We start from the raw sequence: 15,950 nt of genomic DNA, 5'->3' as shown, positions 1-15,950 counted from the left end.
CAGGAACCGGCCTTGGTCGGTTTCTTTTTACTATTTTGAACTTGAATTCCGAGTTTTTATAAATATGGAAACAAAACATGAGATTACAATATGTCTTGGAAGTTCCTGTTTTTCAAGAGGAAATAAAGATGTGCTGGAAGTTGTAAAGGGTTTTTTACGTGAGCATCAGTTAACTACAGAGGTGTTCTTTCATGGTGATCTTTGTGGGGGGAAGTGTGAAGAAGGACCAATGTTACAAATTGATGAGCAAATGTTTTCGAAGGTAACTGTCGATAATGTATACGAAATACTGAATAGTTACTTTGAAGTTGAACAGGATTGATGCAAATATGGGGCAGTTAATTATAAGTAATAAGGAGAAATGCAACCTCAGTTATACGTGTGTTAGGGTTTGTCCGGCTAAGGCAATTAAAATAGCCGATAAACACGCTCAAATTCTACCGGATAGGTGTATTGGTTGTGGGCAGTGTGTGACTATGTGTGCACAAAATGCAATTGAATACAGAAGTGAAATTGAAAATGTCGAAAAGCTGATTAAAACCAATAGCCGTGTTGCTGCTATTTGTGATCCTGCAATATCAGGTGAGTTTACCGATGTGGCCGACTATCGCAAATTTGTGGCCATGATTCGTGAAGTAGGTTTCGATATTGTTACTGAAATGTCTTTTGCTGTTGATTTGATTGCTTATAAATACAAGGACTTAGTCGATAATTTTCAGGGAAAACATTTTATCACAACGAAGTGCCCACCTGTTGTTAATTATATTGAGAAACAGGAGCCTGAGTTGGTAGATAATCTGGCGCCAATTGTTCCGCCTTATATTGCCATGTCAAAGGTATTGCATAGTCGATATAGCGATGATCTGAAAGTGGTATATTTAACAGCCTGTACAGCGGCTAAGGATGAGGCAAAGCACTTTTATCATACCGATGGGCATGTGGATGGAGTACTGACATTTATAGAATTAAGAGAATTATTTGCAAAAAAAGGGATTACTGAAAATACTGTAGAGTTTAGTGAGTTTGATCCACCATTAGGAAGAAAGGGCGGGCTGTTTCCCATTTCTCATGGTCTTTTTCAGGCGGTTGATATTAATCAGGGACTGCTTGAGGGCGATATACTCATTACCGAAGGTCGTACTAATTTTTTACAATCTATTAAGGAATTTAAGTCGGAGAATCAACTTAATCAACACCTCGATCTTTTTTATTGCAAGGGCTGTATTCAGGGCCCGGGAATGTCTCAAGGAGGAAAAAAATTCACACGACGTTCACAAGTTATCAAATATGTAAATAAGCGAATGAAGGCCATTGATGCCTATCAATGGCGTTTGGATATCGAAGAATTCAAAAATTTGGACTTATCGCGTAGTTATAGGACTAAAGATCTGCGTTTGCCAGTACCCACAAAAGTTGAGGTTGATGTGATTTTGGCTGATATGGGTAAATCAAAAAGAGAAGATCAGCTAGGTTGTGGAGCTTGTGGTTATCCTACATGTAGTGAATTTGCAGTGGCACATTTGCAAGGCTTAACTGATTATGAACAGTGTTATACTTTTTCAATTAAGAAATTGCGCTCATACGTCAATAAGGTAAATGCATCTAACGAAAAATTTAAAAAGTCGCAGGAAGCTTTGGTTAAGAGTGAAGAAAAGGCACGTCAGGAAGAAGGCTTAGCCAAAGAAGCTGCTGAAACCACAACTGCTATGCTTAATAAATTAAGAGCAGGTGTAGTTATTGTTGATAGCAATTTAAATGTGATTGAAGCCAATCAGCGATTTGTTGAAATGTTGGGCGATGATGCTAAAGAGATTGCCGAAGTAATCCCCGGTCTTAAGGGTGCAGAATTAAAGAGTTTAGTCGAATTTCATAAGGTTTTTTCTACTGTGTTACAATCGGGGCAGGATGTTTTGGACCGAGATGTCGATTATAATGATTCAATATTTAATGTTTCTGTTTTTACGATTAAACGAAATGAAATTGTCGGAGGTATTATTCGTGATTTGGTAACACCTGAAGTGCGTAAAGAAGAAGTGATTAAGCGAGCTCAGGATGTTATTAAAGAGAATCTGGAAACAGTGCAACAGATTGCATTTTTATTAGGTGAAAGTGCCTCAAAAACCGAAAAAACACTTAATAGTATCATTGAAGCACAGCAATTAGGAGAACATGGAACTGGAAAATAGTTTCTTCATAGATGTTGAATGTCGCCAGAATAATCATGTAGGTGAAATTATATGCGGCGATGTCTTCCTCTCCCAAAGAATTAAGGAGGAGGGACGGATTATTGCTGTTCTCTCTGATGGAATGGGTAGTGGAGTTAAGGCCAATGTTTTGGCTACATTAACTGCTTCTATGGCCATGAACTTTACCATTGAGCACCGCGAAGTTGCCCGAACGGCTGAAATTATAATGAATACCTTACCTGTGTGTAGTGTACGAAAGGTGAGCTATAGTACTTTTACTATTATTGATATTGAAGACGATGGAACTACTACCATTGTTGAGTATGATAATCCATTGTGCTTGATCATGCGTGGGCAAACCGAATTAGATCCTGGGTGGGAAGATTTGGTTTTGGAAAGTGAGCAGAATAAAGGTAAAAAGCTTAGGATTTGTAAATTTAAGGCACAGCTTGAAGATCGTATCTTCTTTTGGTCAGATGGTGTTGTTCAATCGGGTATGGGAACACGTGCTTTTCCCTTTGGTTGGAGTCGTGAAGATTTGGGCGAATACGTCAGGAAAATTGTAAAGTATACACCTTTTGCATCATCGGGTAAATTGGCACAAAAAGTCATTAATATGGCTCAGTTGCACGATGGTGATAAACCAAAAGACGATACCTCTTGTGGTGTAATATATTATCGTGAACCTCGTAAATTGTTATTGATAACCGGGCCGCCATTTGAAGAACACAATGATTTTGAATTTTCGCTAAAAGTTAAACGCTTTAAAGGCCGGAAAATAATAGCCGGTGGTACCACGGCTGAGGTGGTGGCTCGCGAGCTGGCCTTAAAGTTTGATGCTGGTTTAGATTCAGAAGATAGTGAATTGCCGCCTGTTTCATTTATGGAAGGAATTAGTTTGGTAACTGAAGGGATTTTAACTCTGGGGAAAGTTGCACGAATTCTCGAAAGTTATACAGTTAATAGTCGATTAGGTAACGGGCCAGCCGACCAGATAATCAAAATGCTTTTCGAAAGTGATCGTATTCATATTCTGAATGGAACACGTATTAACGTTGCCCATCAAGATCCTAATTTGCCTGTTGAGTTAGAGATTCGACGTACTGTGGTTAAGCGCGTTGTACGCTTGCTCGAAGAGAAGTTTCTTAAAGACGTCACTATAGAGTATATGTAGGCATTAATTGATAGTAAACATGATCTAAATCATGGATTAAAACTTCGTTATAATTTGACGCTCAAATACTAATAGGCCTTTCGAATTGAAAGTCATTTATTCTCTTAATAGCTGATTTGTTGCATTTTAATTTAGACTTGTTCTGTATTGCCGAAAACCAACATCTGACCTTTTTTTTCTCGGTATATTAGTATTAGTTTGTTCTTGTATTCGGGAAATATTTCTTTAATAGTTTGCTAATTAAATCCAGCTAAGACTAAAAAGTATGGCGTCATCATTTAAAATAAGAAAGATAGCAGAGCTTCTGGATGCTCGTGTTGTTTGCGGTGAGCAGTTTGTTGATAATGAAATTAACTATGCATTTGCAAGTGACTTAATGAGTGATGTATTAACACTAGAATCAGAACAGTTGGTATTAATAACTGGCTTAACGAATATGCAAACGGTGAGAACGGCTGAAATGGCTGATATCAATTGCGTTGTTTTTGTAAGAGGAAAAAAAGTAACTCCTGAAATGATTGAGGTTGCTGACGAAAACAATACAGTACTTATTGAGTGTCAGTATTCGATGTTTAGAACCATTGGAGTGTTGTTCGAATCTGGCGTTAACCCAATTTATTGATTTGCAGATATGGAGTTTAGCTACGAAGTTGAAGGAGGTAATTTTGCGAAGGCAGGTAATGCTGCCAGTGGCGTTAAAAAGGTACTCAAACAACTTAATGTTGACCCAAAGATTATAAAGCGTATTGTGGTAGCCTTGTACGAAGGGGAGGTAAATGTAGTGGCTCATGCTTATAAAGGAAATGTATTGGTCGATATTGATACGAATCGGATTTACATTAAAATAGTAGATGAAGGGCCAGGGATTCCTGATATCGATTTAGCCATGCAGGTGGGGTATTCAACAGCATCAGCTATGGTGCGAGAAATGGGATTTGGAGCTGGCATGGGATTGCCTAATATGAAGAGGAATGCTGATATAATTGATATAACAAGTAAAGTAGGTGAAGGAACAGTAGTTGAGCTAACAACTAAATTGACAAGTTAAGAAGTAAGAGCTATGAGCGATCAACAGTTTTATCATGCATTAAAGGTTGATAAAGATTTGTGCTATGGATGTACCCATTGTATGAACGTTTGTCCGACTGATGCCATTCGTATACGTGATGGAGTTGCCTCTATCCGAAAAAACTGGTGTGTTGATTGTGGTGAGTGCATGAAAGCTTGTCCGGTTGACGCTTTCTATGTTGAGCAAGATGACTTTGAAAAGATATTTAACTACAAACATCGAGTGGCCATTTTGCCATCCGTATTTATTGGCCAGTTTTCGAAGCATATTAAAGAGTGTGATATTATTGATGTATTAAAAGGCTTAGGTTTTACTCATGTAGTGCCTGCTGAAGCCACGGTTGATGTAATCAATGAATCTATGCTCGAAGGGCTTAAGTCTGATAGGGATAAGCCTATGATAAGTGCCTTTTGTCCTTCCATTGTTCGTTTAATTCAGGTCCGCTTCCCAGGGCTTGTTAACAATATTATACCAGTAAAGCCTCCTATTGATAGTACTGCACTTTATTATCGTGAGTTATTACAAGAGGAAGGCAAAAGTTTCGACGAAATTGGCGTGTTTTACGTTACGCCATGTGCTTCAAAAATTGCAACAGTAAAGAGCCCTGTGGGTGATGAAATGTCTAATGTTGATGGAGTTATTAATATGGACTTTCTTTACAATAAAGTGTATCATGTGCTAAAAACCCGCTCAGAAACTACTGATGTTTGCCAAGAAACAGTTCCTTATTTATCTCCTAAAGGATTAAACTGGAGCTTGACTGATGGTGAAGCCAGTCATATGGCGGGCCGATGCTTAGCGATAGACGAAATTCATAATGTTATCTCTTTTCTTGAAAAAGTAGAGAATGATGAAATTATAAATGTTGACTTTTTAGAGCTGCGCGCATGTGATGAGAGCTGTGCTGGAGGAGTTTTACTAACCGAAAACAGATTTTTGACAGTTGAGCGTTTAAAAAACAGAGCCGATAGAATTGCGTCGAGTGGTAAATATGTGCTTAATATTTCAGATAGTCATAAGCAGTTAATTCGTGATAATATTGATGTGGGAAGCATTGAGCCTCGATCAATGATGGTGTTAGATGAAGATATGGGAATAGCACTTAAAAAGATGGAACGCGTTCGTCGAATGATGTGTTATTTACCAGGGATTGATTGTGGAGCTTGTGGAGCCCCAAGCTGTGAGAGCCTGGCTAAAGATATTGTTCGTAAAGAATCACACTTATCCAATTGTGTATTCGTTCAGCGAATGATGGAAAAAACTAAGAAATTAGATCCCCAACATTCGATTCGAATAATAGAAAAGACATGGGGAAAAGATCGTTTAGAAAAAGATTGTAAGAAAAAAGGAGCAAAAAATGAAAGTTTCTGACATTATAGAAAAGCTTAATCTTAAAGTTACAGGAGGAGATGAAGGCCTTCAAAATGAAGTAACAGGTGGTTATACATCTGACTTATTAAGCGATGTAATGGGCAATGTGGATGAAGGACAAGTGTGGATAACCCTTCAAACACACCGCAATGTAATGGCCGTGGCGTCATTAAAAGAAGTAGCAGCCGTTATTATCGTTAAAGATTTAGAAGCTGATGAGAATACAATAAGCCAGAGCAATGATGAAGGTATTCCGCTTTTGAGTTCATCGATGGAAGCGTTTGAATTATCTGGTGAATTGTACAAATTATTAAACGAGAGATAATAGATTCAAGATGTAAGACACAAGACAATTTGCAAGCTGTCATTAAATCTTAGTACTAATAATCTTGATACTTGATACTAAAAAATGAAACGCTTTAAAGCCGATTTGCACATGCATACCGTCTTATCTCCTTGCGGAAGTTTAGAGATGAGTCCAGGCATGATTGTTAAAACAGCTCTGGAGCGAGGATTAGATATAATAGGAATAACCGACCATAACAGTACCAGACAATGTGCTGAGGTATATAGGGTTGGAAAAGAAAAAGGATTAACAGTAATATGTGGTGCTGAAGTGACCACTAAAGAAGAAGTTCACTGTTTAACGTTCTTTGAAAATTTTGAAAAACTTGAAGCTTTCCAAAAATACCTGGATGAGCACTTGCCGAATATTGAAAATGATACCGACAAGTTTGGTCACCAGGTATGGGTGAATGAAAATGAGGAGATACAAGGGCAGGAAGAGCGTTTGTTGATAAGCGCTTTAAACCAATCCATCGATGAGATAGAGCAAAAGGTGAGGGAGTTAAATGGTTTGTTTATTCCTGCGCATATTTTTCGGCCAAGCTATAGTGTGTATAGTCAGTTAGGTTTTATGCCTTTTGACATTACACCCGATGCTATCGGAATGAGTGCAAGGGTTGATGTTGAAGAACAAATAGTAAAGCATCCCGAGTTAAAACAATATACCGTTATCCGCTCATCAGATGCACATTTCCCTGAACAGATTGGCACGCACTATTCTGTTATTGAATTGGCAGAAGCGAGTTTTGGAGAACTCAAAATGGCATTCCATCAAGAAGAAGGAAGAAAAGTTGTGGAGTTAAGGTAATGAAGGATTTATCAATGCATATCATGGACATCGTCCAAAACTCAGTAAGAGCTAAAGCGGCTAATGTTGAACTCTCCATTGTTATTGAAGAGCAGTGGTTGACTATTTCGGTTAAAGACGATGGAACAGGAATGGACGAAGAGACTCTAAAAAGTGTAAGTGATCCGTTCTACACATCACGAACGACTCGTAAAGTTGGTATGGGTATTCCGTTAATTCTTCAAAATGCAGAGCTGACAGATGGTCAAATGACGTTGGAGTCGAAGATAGGTGAAGGAACGATCTTAACTGCCAAGTTTGGTCGCTTACACATCGATCGACCGCCAATGGGTGATTTGGCTTCAACAGCCGCCATGATGATGACTGGTAACGATGGAGTTAACCTGCAATTTGAAGTTAAGCGAGGTGAAGACGAATTTGCCATAAGTACCAATGAGGTGAAAGAGGTAATGGGAGATGTGGATATACGCTTACCAAAAGTGACAAGTTTTTTAAAAGAAATGATTGAAGAGAATTTAAAGGAATTAAAGATAGAATTTGATTAAGAGCCTGATTTATTCAGGTACCAGACTATATAAAGGAATGTGTAATTAATAATAACCAATCGCTATGTCAAAAGTAAAATCTCTGGCTGATTTGCGCAAAATGCGCGAAGAATTGCAGACTAAAGTAAGTCTGCGTGAGAAGAGCGACAATCCTGAAAAAATGGTTCAGGTAAAAGTGTCGATGGCTACCTGTGGTATTGCTTCAGGAGCAAAAGAAGTGATGAACCATATGATTGAAGAAATGGATCGTCAGGCAATAGATGCCATAGTTACTCAAACCGGATGTATGGGTTACTGCCACGCAGAACCTACCATTGAAGTAACTCTACCAGGTAACGACCCTGTGGTTTTTGGTCATGTAGATAATAAAAAGGCCGATGAAATCATTGAAAAGTATGTTATCAGAGGAGAGTTGGTGGATGGAATCATCCCGGTAAATTACGAAACAGTAAAAGAGAATAAAAACGAATAGTTTTTTGCGCTATGGCTAAATATAAAAATCATATCCTTGTTTGTGGCGGAACTGGCTGTCGTGCTTCGCAAGGTGAAGAAATTGTACAAAATCTTGGAAAAGTTTTAGAGGAAAATAGCCTTGAAAACGAAGTACAAGTGGTAAGAACCGGATGTTTCGGTTTTTGTGAAAAAGGTCCTGTTGTTAAAATGGTACCTGACAATACTTTTTACGTACAGGTAACACCTGAAGATGCTCCTGAAATTGTAGCTGAGCATTTAGTAAAAGGTCGTAAGGTAGAGCGTTTATTATTTACCGATCCTGAAACGCAAGAGCGTGTGTCAGAATCGAAAGATATGGGATTCTACAAAAAGCAGATTCGTATCGCATTACGTAACTGTGGTTTCATCAACCCGGAAAATATTGACGAGTATATCGCACGCGATGGATATGCTGCATTGGGTAAGGTGTTGACTGAAATGACACCAGAAGAAGCCATTAAAGTGATTATCGACTCAGGTCTTCGCGGTCGCGGTGGAGGTGGTTTCCCAACAGGATTAAAGTGGGAAATTACTCGCAAAGTAGAGGCTGAGCAAAAATATGTGGTTTGTAATGCCGATGAGGGTGACCCGGGGGCATTTATGGACCGTTCAATCCTTGAGGGAGATCCTCATGCAGTGCTTGAAGCAATGGCTATCAATGGTTATTGTACTGGCGCTACAAAAGGTTTAATTTATATCCGTGCTGAGTATCCACTAGCTATTTCGCGTTTGAAAATTGCTATTGATCAGGCTCGTGAGTATGGTTTATTAGGTACTGGTTTATTCGGTACTGACTATGATTTTGATGTTGAGCTACGTTACGGTGCCGGTGCTTTCGTTTGTGGCGAAGAAACCTCATTGATTCACTCAATGGAGGGCTTACGTGGTGAGCCTACAGTGAAGCCTCCTTTCCCATCAGAGAGCGGATACAAAGGTATGCCAACCAACGTAAATAACGTTGAAACTTATGCCAACATTCCGGTTATCTTGCTAGAAGGAGCTGAGTGGTTCAGCAGTATCGGTACTGAAAAGAGTAAAGGTACTAAGGTATTTGCTTTAGCAGGTAAAGTAAATAACGTTGGTTTGATTGAAGTACCAATGGGTACCACACTACGCGAAGTGATCTTCGACATTGGTGGTGGTATTAAAGATGGAAAGAAATTTAAAGCTGTTCAGACAGGTGGACCATCAGGTGGTTGTTTAACTGAAAAGCATTTAGATATTCCTATCGATTACGATAACTTGATTGCTTGTGGCTCTATGATGGGTTCTGGTGGTATGATCGTAATGGATGAGGACGATTGTATGGTTTCTGTAGCTAAATTCTATTTAGATTTTACAGTTGAAGAGTCATGTGGTAAGTGTGCTCCATGTCGTATTGGTAACAAGCGCTTGTACGAGATGCTTGAGAAATTAACCGAAGGAAAAGGAACAGAAGAGGACTTAACTTTATTACGTAATTTAAGTAACGTTATTAAAGATACTTCTCTTTGTGGATTGGGTCAAACATCGCCAAACCCTGTTCTTTCAACTATGGAGAACTTTGCTGATGAGTATGCAGCTCACGTTCATGATGGCAAATGTCCGGCCGGTCAATGTAAGTCATTAATGCAATATGTCATTAGTGATGAAAAATGTATCGGTTGTACATTGTGTTCTCGCGTATGTCCGGTTGATGCGATTACCGGTGATAAGAAAGAACCTCACTTAATTAGTCAGGAGACTTGTATCAAGTGTGGTGCTTGTTATGAAAAATGTAAGTTTGGTGCAATCAGCATTCAATAGCCAAACCAGTTTTTGAACAGTAAAAGATAGAAGAATGGAAATCGTTCAATTAAGCATAGATAATAAAAAGGTAGTTGTTGAAAAAGGAACTACCATCTTAGAGGCAGCCAAAAACATCGGGGTGGATATTCCAACTCTATGTCACATGAAGCTGCACGATATGAACATTGAGAATAAGCCAGGCGGATGTCGTGTTTGCGTGGTTGAAGTTGAAGGTCGTCGTAACCTGGCACCAGCTTGTAAGACAGAATGTACCGAAGGTATGGACATTCTAACTCACTCGGTTCGTGTGGTTAATGCACGTCGTACAGTAATGGAGTTGATCTTATCAGATCATCCATTCGAATGTTTAGTGTGCTCTAAGTCAGGCGATTGTGAGCTACAAACAATGGCACAGAATTTAGGTATTCGCGAAGTGCGTTACCAGGGCGAGAAGAACTCTTACAAGAGTGATGAATCTCCGGCTATCGTTCGCGAAATGGAGAAATGTATCATGTGTCGTCGATGCGAAACTGCTTGTAACGATGTACAGACAGTTGGTGTACTTTCAGCTGTTAACCGTGGTTTTGAATCAGTAGTTGCACCGGCTTTCGAGATGGATTTAGATCATTCGGCTTGTACATTCTGTGGCCAGTGTGTGGCTGTTTGTCCAACAGGAGCTTTAACAGAGCGTGATAGCTCAGCCAAAGTAATGGATGCCATTGTTGATCCTAAGAAGACAGTGATTGTACAAACGGCCCCAGCTGTGCGTGCTGCGTTAGGTGAGGAGTTTGGTATGGATGCTGGTACTTTAGTAACTGGTAAAATGGTTTCTGCATTGCGTAAGCTAGGTTTCGATCATGTGTTTGATACTGACTTTGCTGCCGACCTTACCATTATGGAAGAGGGCACTGAGCTACTTGATCGTTTAGGGAAGCACCTGGCAGGAGATAAAGATGTGAAATTACCAATCTTGACTTCATGTTGTCCTGGTTGGGTGAATTTCTTCGAACATCAGTTTCCTGATATGATAGATATACCGTCTACAGCTAAATCGCCTCAGCAAATGTTTGGTGCTATTGCCAAAACATATTTTGCAGACCAACTTAAGCAGAAGCGTGAAGATGTAGTTGTTGTATCTGTTATGCCATGTTTGGCTAAGAAATATGAGTGTGCTCGTGATGAGTTCAAGGTAGATGGTGATCCGGATGTGAACCTTTCAATATCTACTCGTGAGTTGGCACAGATGATTCGTAATGCCAACCTTAACTTTGAAGCATTAGAAGATGATGATTTTGACCAGCCACTTGGTGAGTCAACTGGTGCTGCTGTTATTTTTGGGACAACCGGAGGTGTAATTGAAGCCGCTGTTCGTACAGCTTACGAAGTACACACTAAAAAGCCACTTCCAAAGCTTGACTTTGAAGAGTTACGTGGTTTCGATGGTATTCGTTCGGCAACTATCGATTTTGATGGTCTTCCTATCAACATTGGTATTGCCCATGGATTAGGTAACGCACGTCAATTATTAGAAGATATCAGAGCTGGTAAATCACAGTTCCATGCGATTGAAATCATGGCATGTCCTGGTGGATGTATCGGTGGTGGTGGTCAGCCATATCACCATGGTGATGTTGAAGTGTTGAAGAAGCGTCAGAAAGCCATTTACGAAGAAGATAAAGGAAAAGTTATTCGTAAGTCGCATGAGAATCCATTTATTCAGAAGTTATATTCTGAGTTCTTAGGTGAACCATGTGGGCATAAGTCGCATGAGTTGCTTCACACGCACTATTACGATAAGAAAAAGAAGGTTGAAATCTAAAAAAGTATCAAGCTATAAGTATCAGGATGCAATTTAGTCTTGATACTTGATACTTGAATCTTTTATCTTAAAGAAAAGAAAAATGGCAGATATAAAATTACCCGCCGGCAAGGTGGACGAATTAAAAGAAGTATGTAAGAAACTCGGTAACGAAGGAGGCGAGTTGATTAACGCACTTCATGCAGCTCAGGAACTTTTCGGATACCTTCCGGCAGAAGTTCAGGAGTTAGTAGCAAACGAAATGAACGTATCGGTTGCACACGTTTATGGTGTGGTTACGTTTTACTCATTCTTCTCGATGATACCAAAAGGTGAGCACCCAATTTCAATTTGTATGGGTACAGCTTGTTATGTTCGTGGAGCTGAGAAAGTCTTGGATGAATTTAAGCGTCATCTTGATGTAAAAGTAGGAGAAACTACCGAAGATGGTAAGTTTTCAATCAGTTGCCTGCGTTGTGTAGGAGCTTGTGGTTTAGCACCTGTAGTTACTGTAGGCGAAAAAGTTTACGGTCGCGTAGCTGCTGAAGATGTAAAAGGTATTTTAGAAGAGTACAAATAAAATACATGTTTCAAAAATGGAGCCGCCTTACCTTAGTGAGGCGGTTTTTTGTTATTTGTATTGATAGGAAAACGGTAATTATTCTTTATTCAATAAAAAATACAGTGACTGAATATGTCAATTTGATACAATGCTAATGGTATTCGACTTAATCTATAAATTAACTGCTGTAATGCTGTTTTTTAACAGCTAATTATTCTGGTAATTTATTGCTTAAATCAGTCTAAAACACCTAATTTTGAGCCACGAAGTCGTGATTGGGACATCAGGTAAAAGCTATAGAAATGTCAATAATTTATAATCCTCAGCAATATAAGCTGGCCGATAAGCCAATGGAGAGTTTTATCGATGCCGATGAAATTCATGAAATAATAGGTTCTCATCTCAATCCTAGCATGGAGCAGGTGGAAGCAGTTATTGCCAAATCGTTAAATAAGAATCGCCTAAGCTTGCAGGAAACGGCCATATTAGTTAATGCCAATGAGCCTGAAATGGTTGATGCTATTAAAACAGCAGCCAAGCAGTTAAAAGAGCAGGTATACGGTAAACGTATTGTACTTTTTGCACCATTGTATGTCGGTAATTTATGCATCAATGATTGTACGTATTGTGGTTTTCGCTCAAGCAATAAAAAGCAGGAACGTTTAACGCTTGGTAAGCAGGATATCATCGATCAGGTTGTGGCGCTTGAAGATACGGGGCATAAACGTTTGATTTTAGTTTATGGTGAGCACCCGCGCTATGATGCTCAATTTATTGCTGATACAGTAAAAATTGTATACGACGTTAAGCACGAAAATGGCGAAATTCGTCGTGTCAATATTAATGCGGCCCCGCTCGATGTTGAAGGTTACAAAATTGTAAAAGAGGCTGGTATCGGGACCTATCAGATTTTCCAGGAAACCTACCACAAGCCAACATATGAGAAAGTACATATTAAAGGAACTAAGAAACATTTCGATTGGCGCTTAACAGGATTAGATCGCGCTCAGGAAGGTGGAATAGATGATGTTGGTATTGGTGCTTTATTCGGACTGTACGACTGGCGTTTCGAAGTGGTGGGCTTATTACGCCATGTTAATCATTTTGAAGCTGTTTACAATGTTGGTCCGCATACGATTTCATTTCCGCGAATTCAGTCTGCTTCTGGTTTTGAGGTGGATAAAAAATACGAAGTAAGTGATGCTGATTTCACTAAGTTGGTGGCTATTCTTCGTTTGGCTGTGCCATATACAGGCTTGATACTAACTGCACGTGAACCTGGATATATTCGTGACGAAATATTACAATACGGAGTTTCTCAAATAGATGGTGGAACCAATATCGAAATGAAAGGTTATACCAGCCACAAAGAACAGCAGGATTTAGATCATGAGCAGTTTGAAATCTGTGATGATCGTTCGCTTAACGAGGTGATGGAAGAGTTGGTTGAAGATGGTTATATTCCTTCGTTTTGTACCGCCTGCTATCGATTAAATCGTACGGGTGAGCACTTTATGGAATTTTCGGTGCCTGGTTTTATTAAGCGGTTTTGTCAGCCCAATGCCATATTAACATTGGCTGAATACCTTGAGGATTATGCCCCTGCATCTACCAAGGAAAAAGGCTATCAACTTATTGAGGATAGTTTAAAAGACTATGAAGACGAGCGTTTTAAAGGTAAGTTAATTGAGCGCTTAGGGAAGATAAAAGATGGTGAGCGAGATTTGTATTTTTAAATTAAATTGAACCCGATTATTGGTTCAGTAACTAATATAAAAAATGGCGAAGTGTAATTACTTCGCCATTTTTCATGTCTTTTAGCTTAGGTTAATTCCTCGAAATCTTGAATTGTAATGTTTCAGCTTTACCATTCCCTAATTTGTCAGTGGCTTCGACCTTTACACTATAAATACGTTCTTCTTTAAATAGTTCCATGTTTGATGGAGAACCGTTGCCATTATAGTTTTTCATTGTGCCGCCGTCAACACTGTAATAAATATCTTTAGTGCCACAATGTTTGTCAGTTGCACCAATGTAGAGTTTAACAAATGGAGGATAAACATTTATATTCTTACCATCCACTGATTCCTGACGAGTTGGTTTTATGCTGAAATTGATAAAAACATCAGGCCCTTCATTATCGACATACAGTTGACTGGTTTTTGCTGTTTCTTTGTTATTGACATTATCCACCGATGAAAATTTGATTTCATAAAAACCTTCTTCAGGTATTTTAAAACTAGAGGTTTCTTGTTCCTGCTTGCCATTTATCTTGGAAACAATCTTTTGTACACCCGAAGCATTGTCCTCAGAAAATAGATTAATGTTGGTTGACTTGTTAATAAACAAAGTATCACGATTAAAGAATTGAGGGCCACTATAATCGATTCCTGACAAAGGAGCTTCAGTGTCCATAAAAACTGTTAGTTTGCCTGGTTTTGACTTATTTTCGACCATATCATATGATTCAAAGTAGATGGCCTGCAGGTCTTTTTCAGTATCAAATGCAAATGGTCCTTGGTATTGCTTATCAATTTCCACTCGATTGAGGCCATACATGGTTCTGTCAATAACCAGTTGATTGTCTTTGGCATCAAGTATACATTTACTTCGCTCAGATACATATAAGTATTTGCCTTGATATTGGTCACCTTCAATGCTGGCAATAGCTTCTGGTGGATCATAGTCAATTACAAAAGAAAAAGCGGTCATGTCACCACCAGCAATGTCCTGTGTATGACTGCTTCCGTCAGAACGGTTACCAACTTTGTCGCTGGCCCAAAATTTAAAATCATGGTTTCCGTTTTCAATCATACTCAGGTTAATTGCTTGAGTGTATGTTTTAACTGGCTCATTGTTTAGTTGATATTTAATATGGCTAACGCCCGATGATTTGTCTACAGCCATTAATTCAATTTTTGAACGGGCCGATACCGTTTTTCCAGACACATCGCCGACTAATTTCCAATTAACAGCAGGTGGTGTTTTGTCGATTGTAAACTGCTTTTCTTTTAATGCTTCAATATTACCAACATTATCAACGCTGTAATACTTAAGCGAGTAGTGATTTTCTTCAGTAAGCTTTATGATATCGCTGTATTGCTTAAATGCAGTGCCATTGACACTATAATATATAGCTTCAAGGCCTGACGTTTTATCATTAGCACTTAATTCAATCTGAAGTCCGTCACCATAATATAGACTGTCATTCCGAAGGTACTTTTTAGCCTTATTAAAAGTAGCTTTTGTTGTTGGTGCAATACCATCGGCATAAACTTCAAATACCACATCGGCGACCGGATATACCAACTTCTTTGTTTCAGGATCGACTTGGGAAGGGGTACGAATGGTGTTTAAACCTTCTGAGTCGAAATAGAAAGGATTAGCATATTTGGGTGAGCTTTCACTTTCTAAGCGTTGTGAATCACCTTCTGCGCCAGGACTAGTTGAAAGCATTAAGTACATGGGTTGATGCTTATTGGCAAATAGTCTGCCAGCTTCATTTCGATACATTTTTTTGGGATGACTAGCTTGTTCTTGTGCTTGTATTATTCCTGCAAAAAGCAATAATGCCAATAAAGTGTTCAAGATTTTTTTCAATGACATGCGACTATTCAATTTGTAGATTTTTTAATGTGCGTAATTGAAATGAAATACGACGGTAGTACTCTAGGGTTACTAGTTTGATGAAGAAGTAATCAACAATTAGTGTTAGTTTTGACCAGTGACCAAAATCTATAGGTGAATGCATGTAGATGTTGAGTTTCTAATTCGAAATATTCGACCAAATGATTTATTAAATCGGTTTTTTATAACTAATGGTAGTATTTTCT

General features: G+C 38.9%; 15 protein-coding genes. 14 read left to right on the top strand and 1 reads right to left on the bottom strand.

Annotated elements, in window-relative coordinates; genetic code table 11:
- The first annotated feature begins 64 nt into the window (after positions 1–64).
- The 14 genes from JIV24_RS05475 (at position 65) to hydG (ending at position 13,853) form a co-directional block, all read left to right on the top strand.
- Entirely contained in the window at positions 65–322 is a 258-nt protein-coding gene (locus JIV24_RS05475) for an NAD(P)H-dependent oxidoreductase subunit E (protein ID WP_200464015.1), read from the top strand.
- Positions 303–2,186, top strand: coding sequence for a [Fe-Fe] hydrogenase large subunit C-terminal domain-containing protein (locus JIV24_RS05470; protein WP_234445715.1), 1,884 nt, complete (start codon positions 303–305; stop codon positions 2,184–2,186). The genes JIV24_RS05475 and JIV24_RS05470 overlap by 20 nt, the downstream gene beginning before the upstream one ends.
- Positions 2,170–3,360, top strand: coding sequence for a SpoIIE family protein phosphatase (locus JIV24_RS05465; RefSeq protein WP_200464014.1), 1,191 nt, complete (start codon positions 2,170–2,172; stop codon positions 3,358–3,360). The genes JIV24_RS05470 and JIV24_RS05465 overlap by 17 nt, the downstream gene beginning before the upstream one ends.
- Positions 3,361–3,625: 265 nt before the next feature.
- Positions 3,626–3,982: a DRTGG domain-containing protein gene (locus tag JIV24_RS05460; RefSeq protein WP_200464013.1), complete on the top strand. Its 357-nt coding sequence runs from the start codon at positions 3,626–3,628 to the stop codon at positions 3,980–3,982.
- 9 nt (positions 3,983–3,991) lie between these two features.
- Complete coding sequence (locus tag JIV24_RS05455; protein WP_200464012.1) at positions 3,992–4,408, top strand: ATP-binding protein; 417 nt, start codon at positions 3,992–3,994, stop codon at positions 4,406–4,408.
- A 12-nt stretch (positions 4,409–4,420) separates the two neighbouring features.
- Complete coding sequence (locus JIV24_RS05450) at positions 4,421–5,800, top strand: [Fe-Fe] hydrogenase large subunit C-terminal domain-containing protein (RefSeq protein WP_200464011.1); 1,380 nt, start codon at positions 4,421–4,423, stop codon at positions 5,798–5,800.
- Positions 5,787–6,125, top strand: coding sequence for a serine kinase (locus JIV24_RS05445; RefSeq protein ID WP_200464010.1), 339 nt, complete (start codon positions 5,787–5,789; stop codon positions 6,123–6,125). The genes JIV24_RS05450 and JIV24_RS05445 overlap by 14 nt, the downstream gene beginning before the upstream one ends.
- Positions 6,126–6,209: 84 nt before the next feature.
- Entirely contained in the window at positions 6,210–6,953 is a 744-nt protein-coding gene (locus JIV24_RS05440; protein ID WP_200464009.1) for a PHP domain-containing protein, read from the top strand.
- A gap of 23 nt (positions 6,954–6,976) precedes the next feature.
- On the top strand, positions 6,977–7,498 hold the full coding sequence (locus JIV24_RS05435) for an ATP-binding protein (RefSeq protein ID WP_200464008.1): 522 nt from the start codon (positions 6,977–6,979) through the stop codon (positions 7,496–7,498).
- A 64-nt stretch (positions 7,499–7,562) separates the two neighbouring features.
- The gene (locus JIV24_RS05430) at positions 7,563–7,970 is read left to right on the top strand and encodes a (2Fe-2S) ferredoxin domain-containing protein (protein ID WP_200464007.1); all 408 of its coding nucleotides are present in this window, start codon (positions 7,563–7,565) and stop codon (positions 7,968–7,970) included.
- Between the two features lie 11 nt (positions 7,971–7,981).
- A complete protein-coding gene (locus JIV24_RS05425; protein ID WP_200464006.1) occupies positions 7,982–9,775 on the top strand; it encodes an NADH-quinone oxidoreductase subunit NuoF in 1,794 nt (597 codons plus the stop codon).
- 34 nt (positions 9,776–9,809) lie between these two features.
- A complete protein-coding gene (locus tag JIV24_RS05420; RefSeq protein WP_200464005.1) occupies positions 9,810–11,576 on the top strand; it encodes an NADH-dependent [FeFe] hydrogenase, group A6 in 1,767 nt (588 codons plus the stop codon).
- A gap of 82 nt (positions 11,577–11,658) precedes the next feature.
- Positions 11,659–12,135 carry an NADH-quinone oxidoreductase subunit NuoE family protein gene (locus JIV24_RS05415; RefSeq protein WP_200464004.1) on the top strand — a complete coding sequence of 159 codons (477 nt, stop codon included), beginning with the start codon at positions 11,659–11,661 and terminating at the stop codon, positions 12,133–12,135.
- 284 nt (positions 12,136–12,419) lie between these two features.
- Positions 12,420–13,853 carry a [FeFe] hydrogenase H-cluster radical SAM maturase HydG gene (gene hydG, locus JIV24_RS05410; protein WP_200464003.1) on the top strand — a complete coding sequence of 478 codons (1,434 nt, stop codon included), beginning with the start codon at positions 12,420–12,422 and terminating at the stop codon, positions 13,851–13,853.
- A gap of 91 nt (positions 13,854–13,944) precedes the next feature.
- Here the strand turns inward: hydG and JIV24_RS05405 are convergent, their stop codons facing one another.
- The gene (locus tag JIV24_RS05405) at positions 13,945–15,723 is read right to left on the bottom strand and encodes an OmpL47-type beta-barrel domain-containing protein (RefSeq protein WP_200464002.1); all 1,779 of its coding nucleotides are present in this window, start codon (positions 15,721–15,723) and stop codon (positions 13,945–13,947) included.
- Positions 15,724–15,950: the final 227 nt, after the last annotated feature.

This window comes from Carboxylicivirga marina (assembly GCF_016612505.1).
Classification (GTDB): domain Bacteria; phylum Bacteroidota; class Bacteroidia; order Bacteroidales; family Marinilabiliaceae; genus Carboxylicivirga; species Carboxylicivirga marina.
The sequence above is the reverse complement of the archived record's forward strand: the minus strand, read 5'-3'. Positions and strand labels throughout refer to the sequence as shown.

Excerpts from the sequence above, each read along its gene's own strand:
- JIV24_RS05475 (WP_200464015.1), top strand. The coding sequence starts at position 65 with ATGGAAACAAAACATGAGATTACAATATGTCTTGGAAGTTCCTGTTTT.
- JIV24_RS05465 (WP_200464014.1), top strand. The coding sequence starts at position 2,170 with ATGGAACTGGAAAATAGTTTCTTCATAGATGTTGAATGTCGCCAGAAT.
- JIV24_RS05460 (WP_200464013.1), top strand. The coding sequence starts at position 3,626 with ATGGCGTCATCATTTAAAATAAGAAAGATAGCAGAGCTTCTGGATGCT.
- JIV24_RS05455 (WP_200464012.1), top strand. The coding sequence starts at position 3,992 with ATGGAGTTTAGCTACGAAGTTGAAGGAGGTAATTTTGCGAAGGCAGGT.
- JIV24_RS05450 (WP_200464011.1), top strand. The coding sequence starts at position 4,421 with ATGAGCGATCAACAGTTTTATCATGCATTAAAGGTTGATAAAGATTTG.
- JIV24_RS05445 (WP_200464010.1), top strand. The coding sequence starts at position 5,787 with ATGAAAGTTTCTGACATTATAGAAAAGCTTAATCTTAAAGTTACAGGA.
- JIV24_RS05440 (WP_200464009.1), top strand. The coding sequence starts at position 6,210 with ATGAAACGCTTTAAAGCCGATTTGCACATGCATACCGTCTTATCTCCT.
- JIV24_RS05435 (WP_200464008.1), top strand. The coding sequence starts at position 6,977 with ATGGACATCGTCCAAAACTCAGTAAGAGCTAAAGCGGCTAATGTTGAA.
- JIV24_RS05430 (WP_200464007.1), top strand. The coding sequence starts at position 7,563 with ATGTCAAAAGTAAAATCTCTGGCTGATTTGCGCAAAATGCGCGAAGAA.
- JIV24_RS05425 (WP_200464006.1), top strand. The coding sequence starts at position 7,982 with ATGGCTAAATATAAAAATCATATCCTTGTTTGTGGCGGAACTGGCTGT.
- JIV24_RS05420 (WP_200464005.1), top strand. The coding sequence starts at position 9,810 with ATGGAAATCGTTCAATTAAGCATAGATAATAAAAAGGTAGTTGTTGAA.
- JIV24_RS05415 (WP_200464004.1), top strand. The coding sequence starts at position 11,659 with ATGGCAGATATAAAATTACCCGCCGGCAAGGTGGACGAATTAAAAGAA.
- hydG (WP_200464003.1), top strand. The coding sequence starts at position 12,420 with ATGTCAATAATTTATAATCCTCAGCAATATAAGCTGGCCGATAAGCCA.
- JIV24_RS05405 (WP_200464002.1), bottom strand. The coding sequence starts at position 15,723 with ATGTCATTGAAAAAAATCTTGAACACTTTATTGGCATTATTGCTTTTT.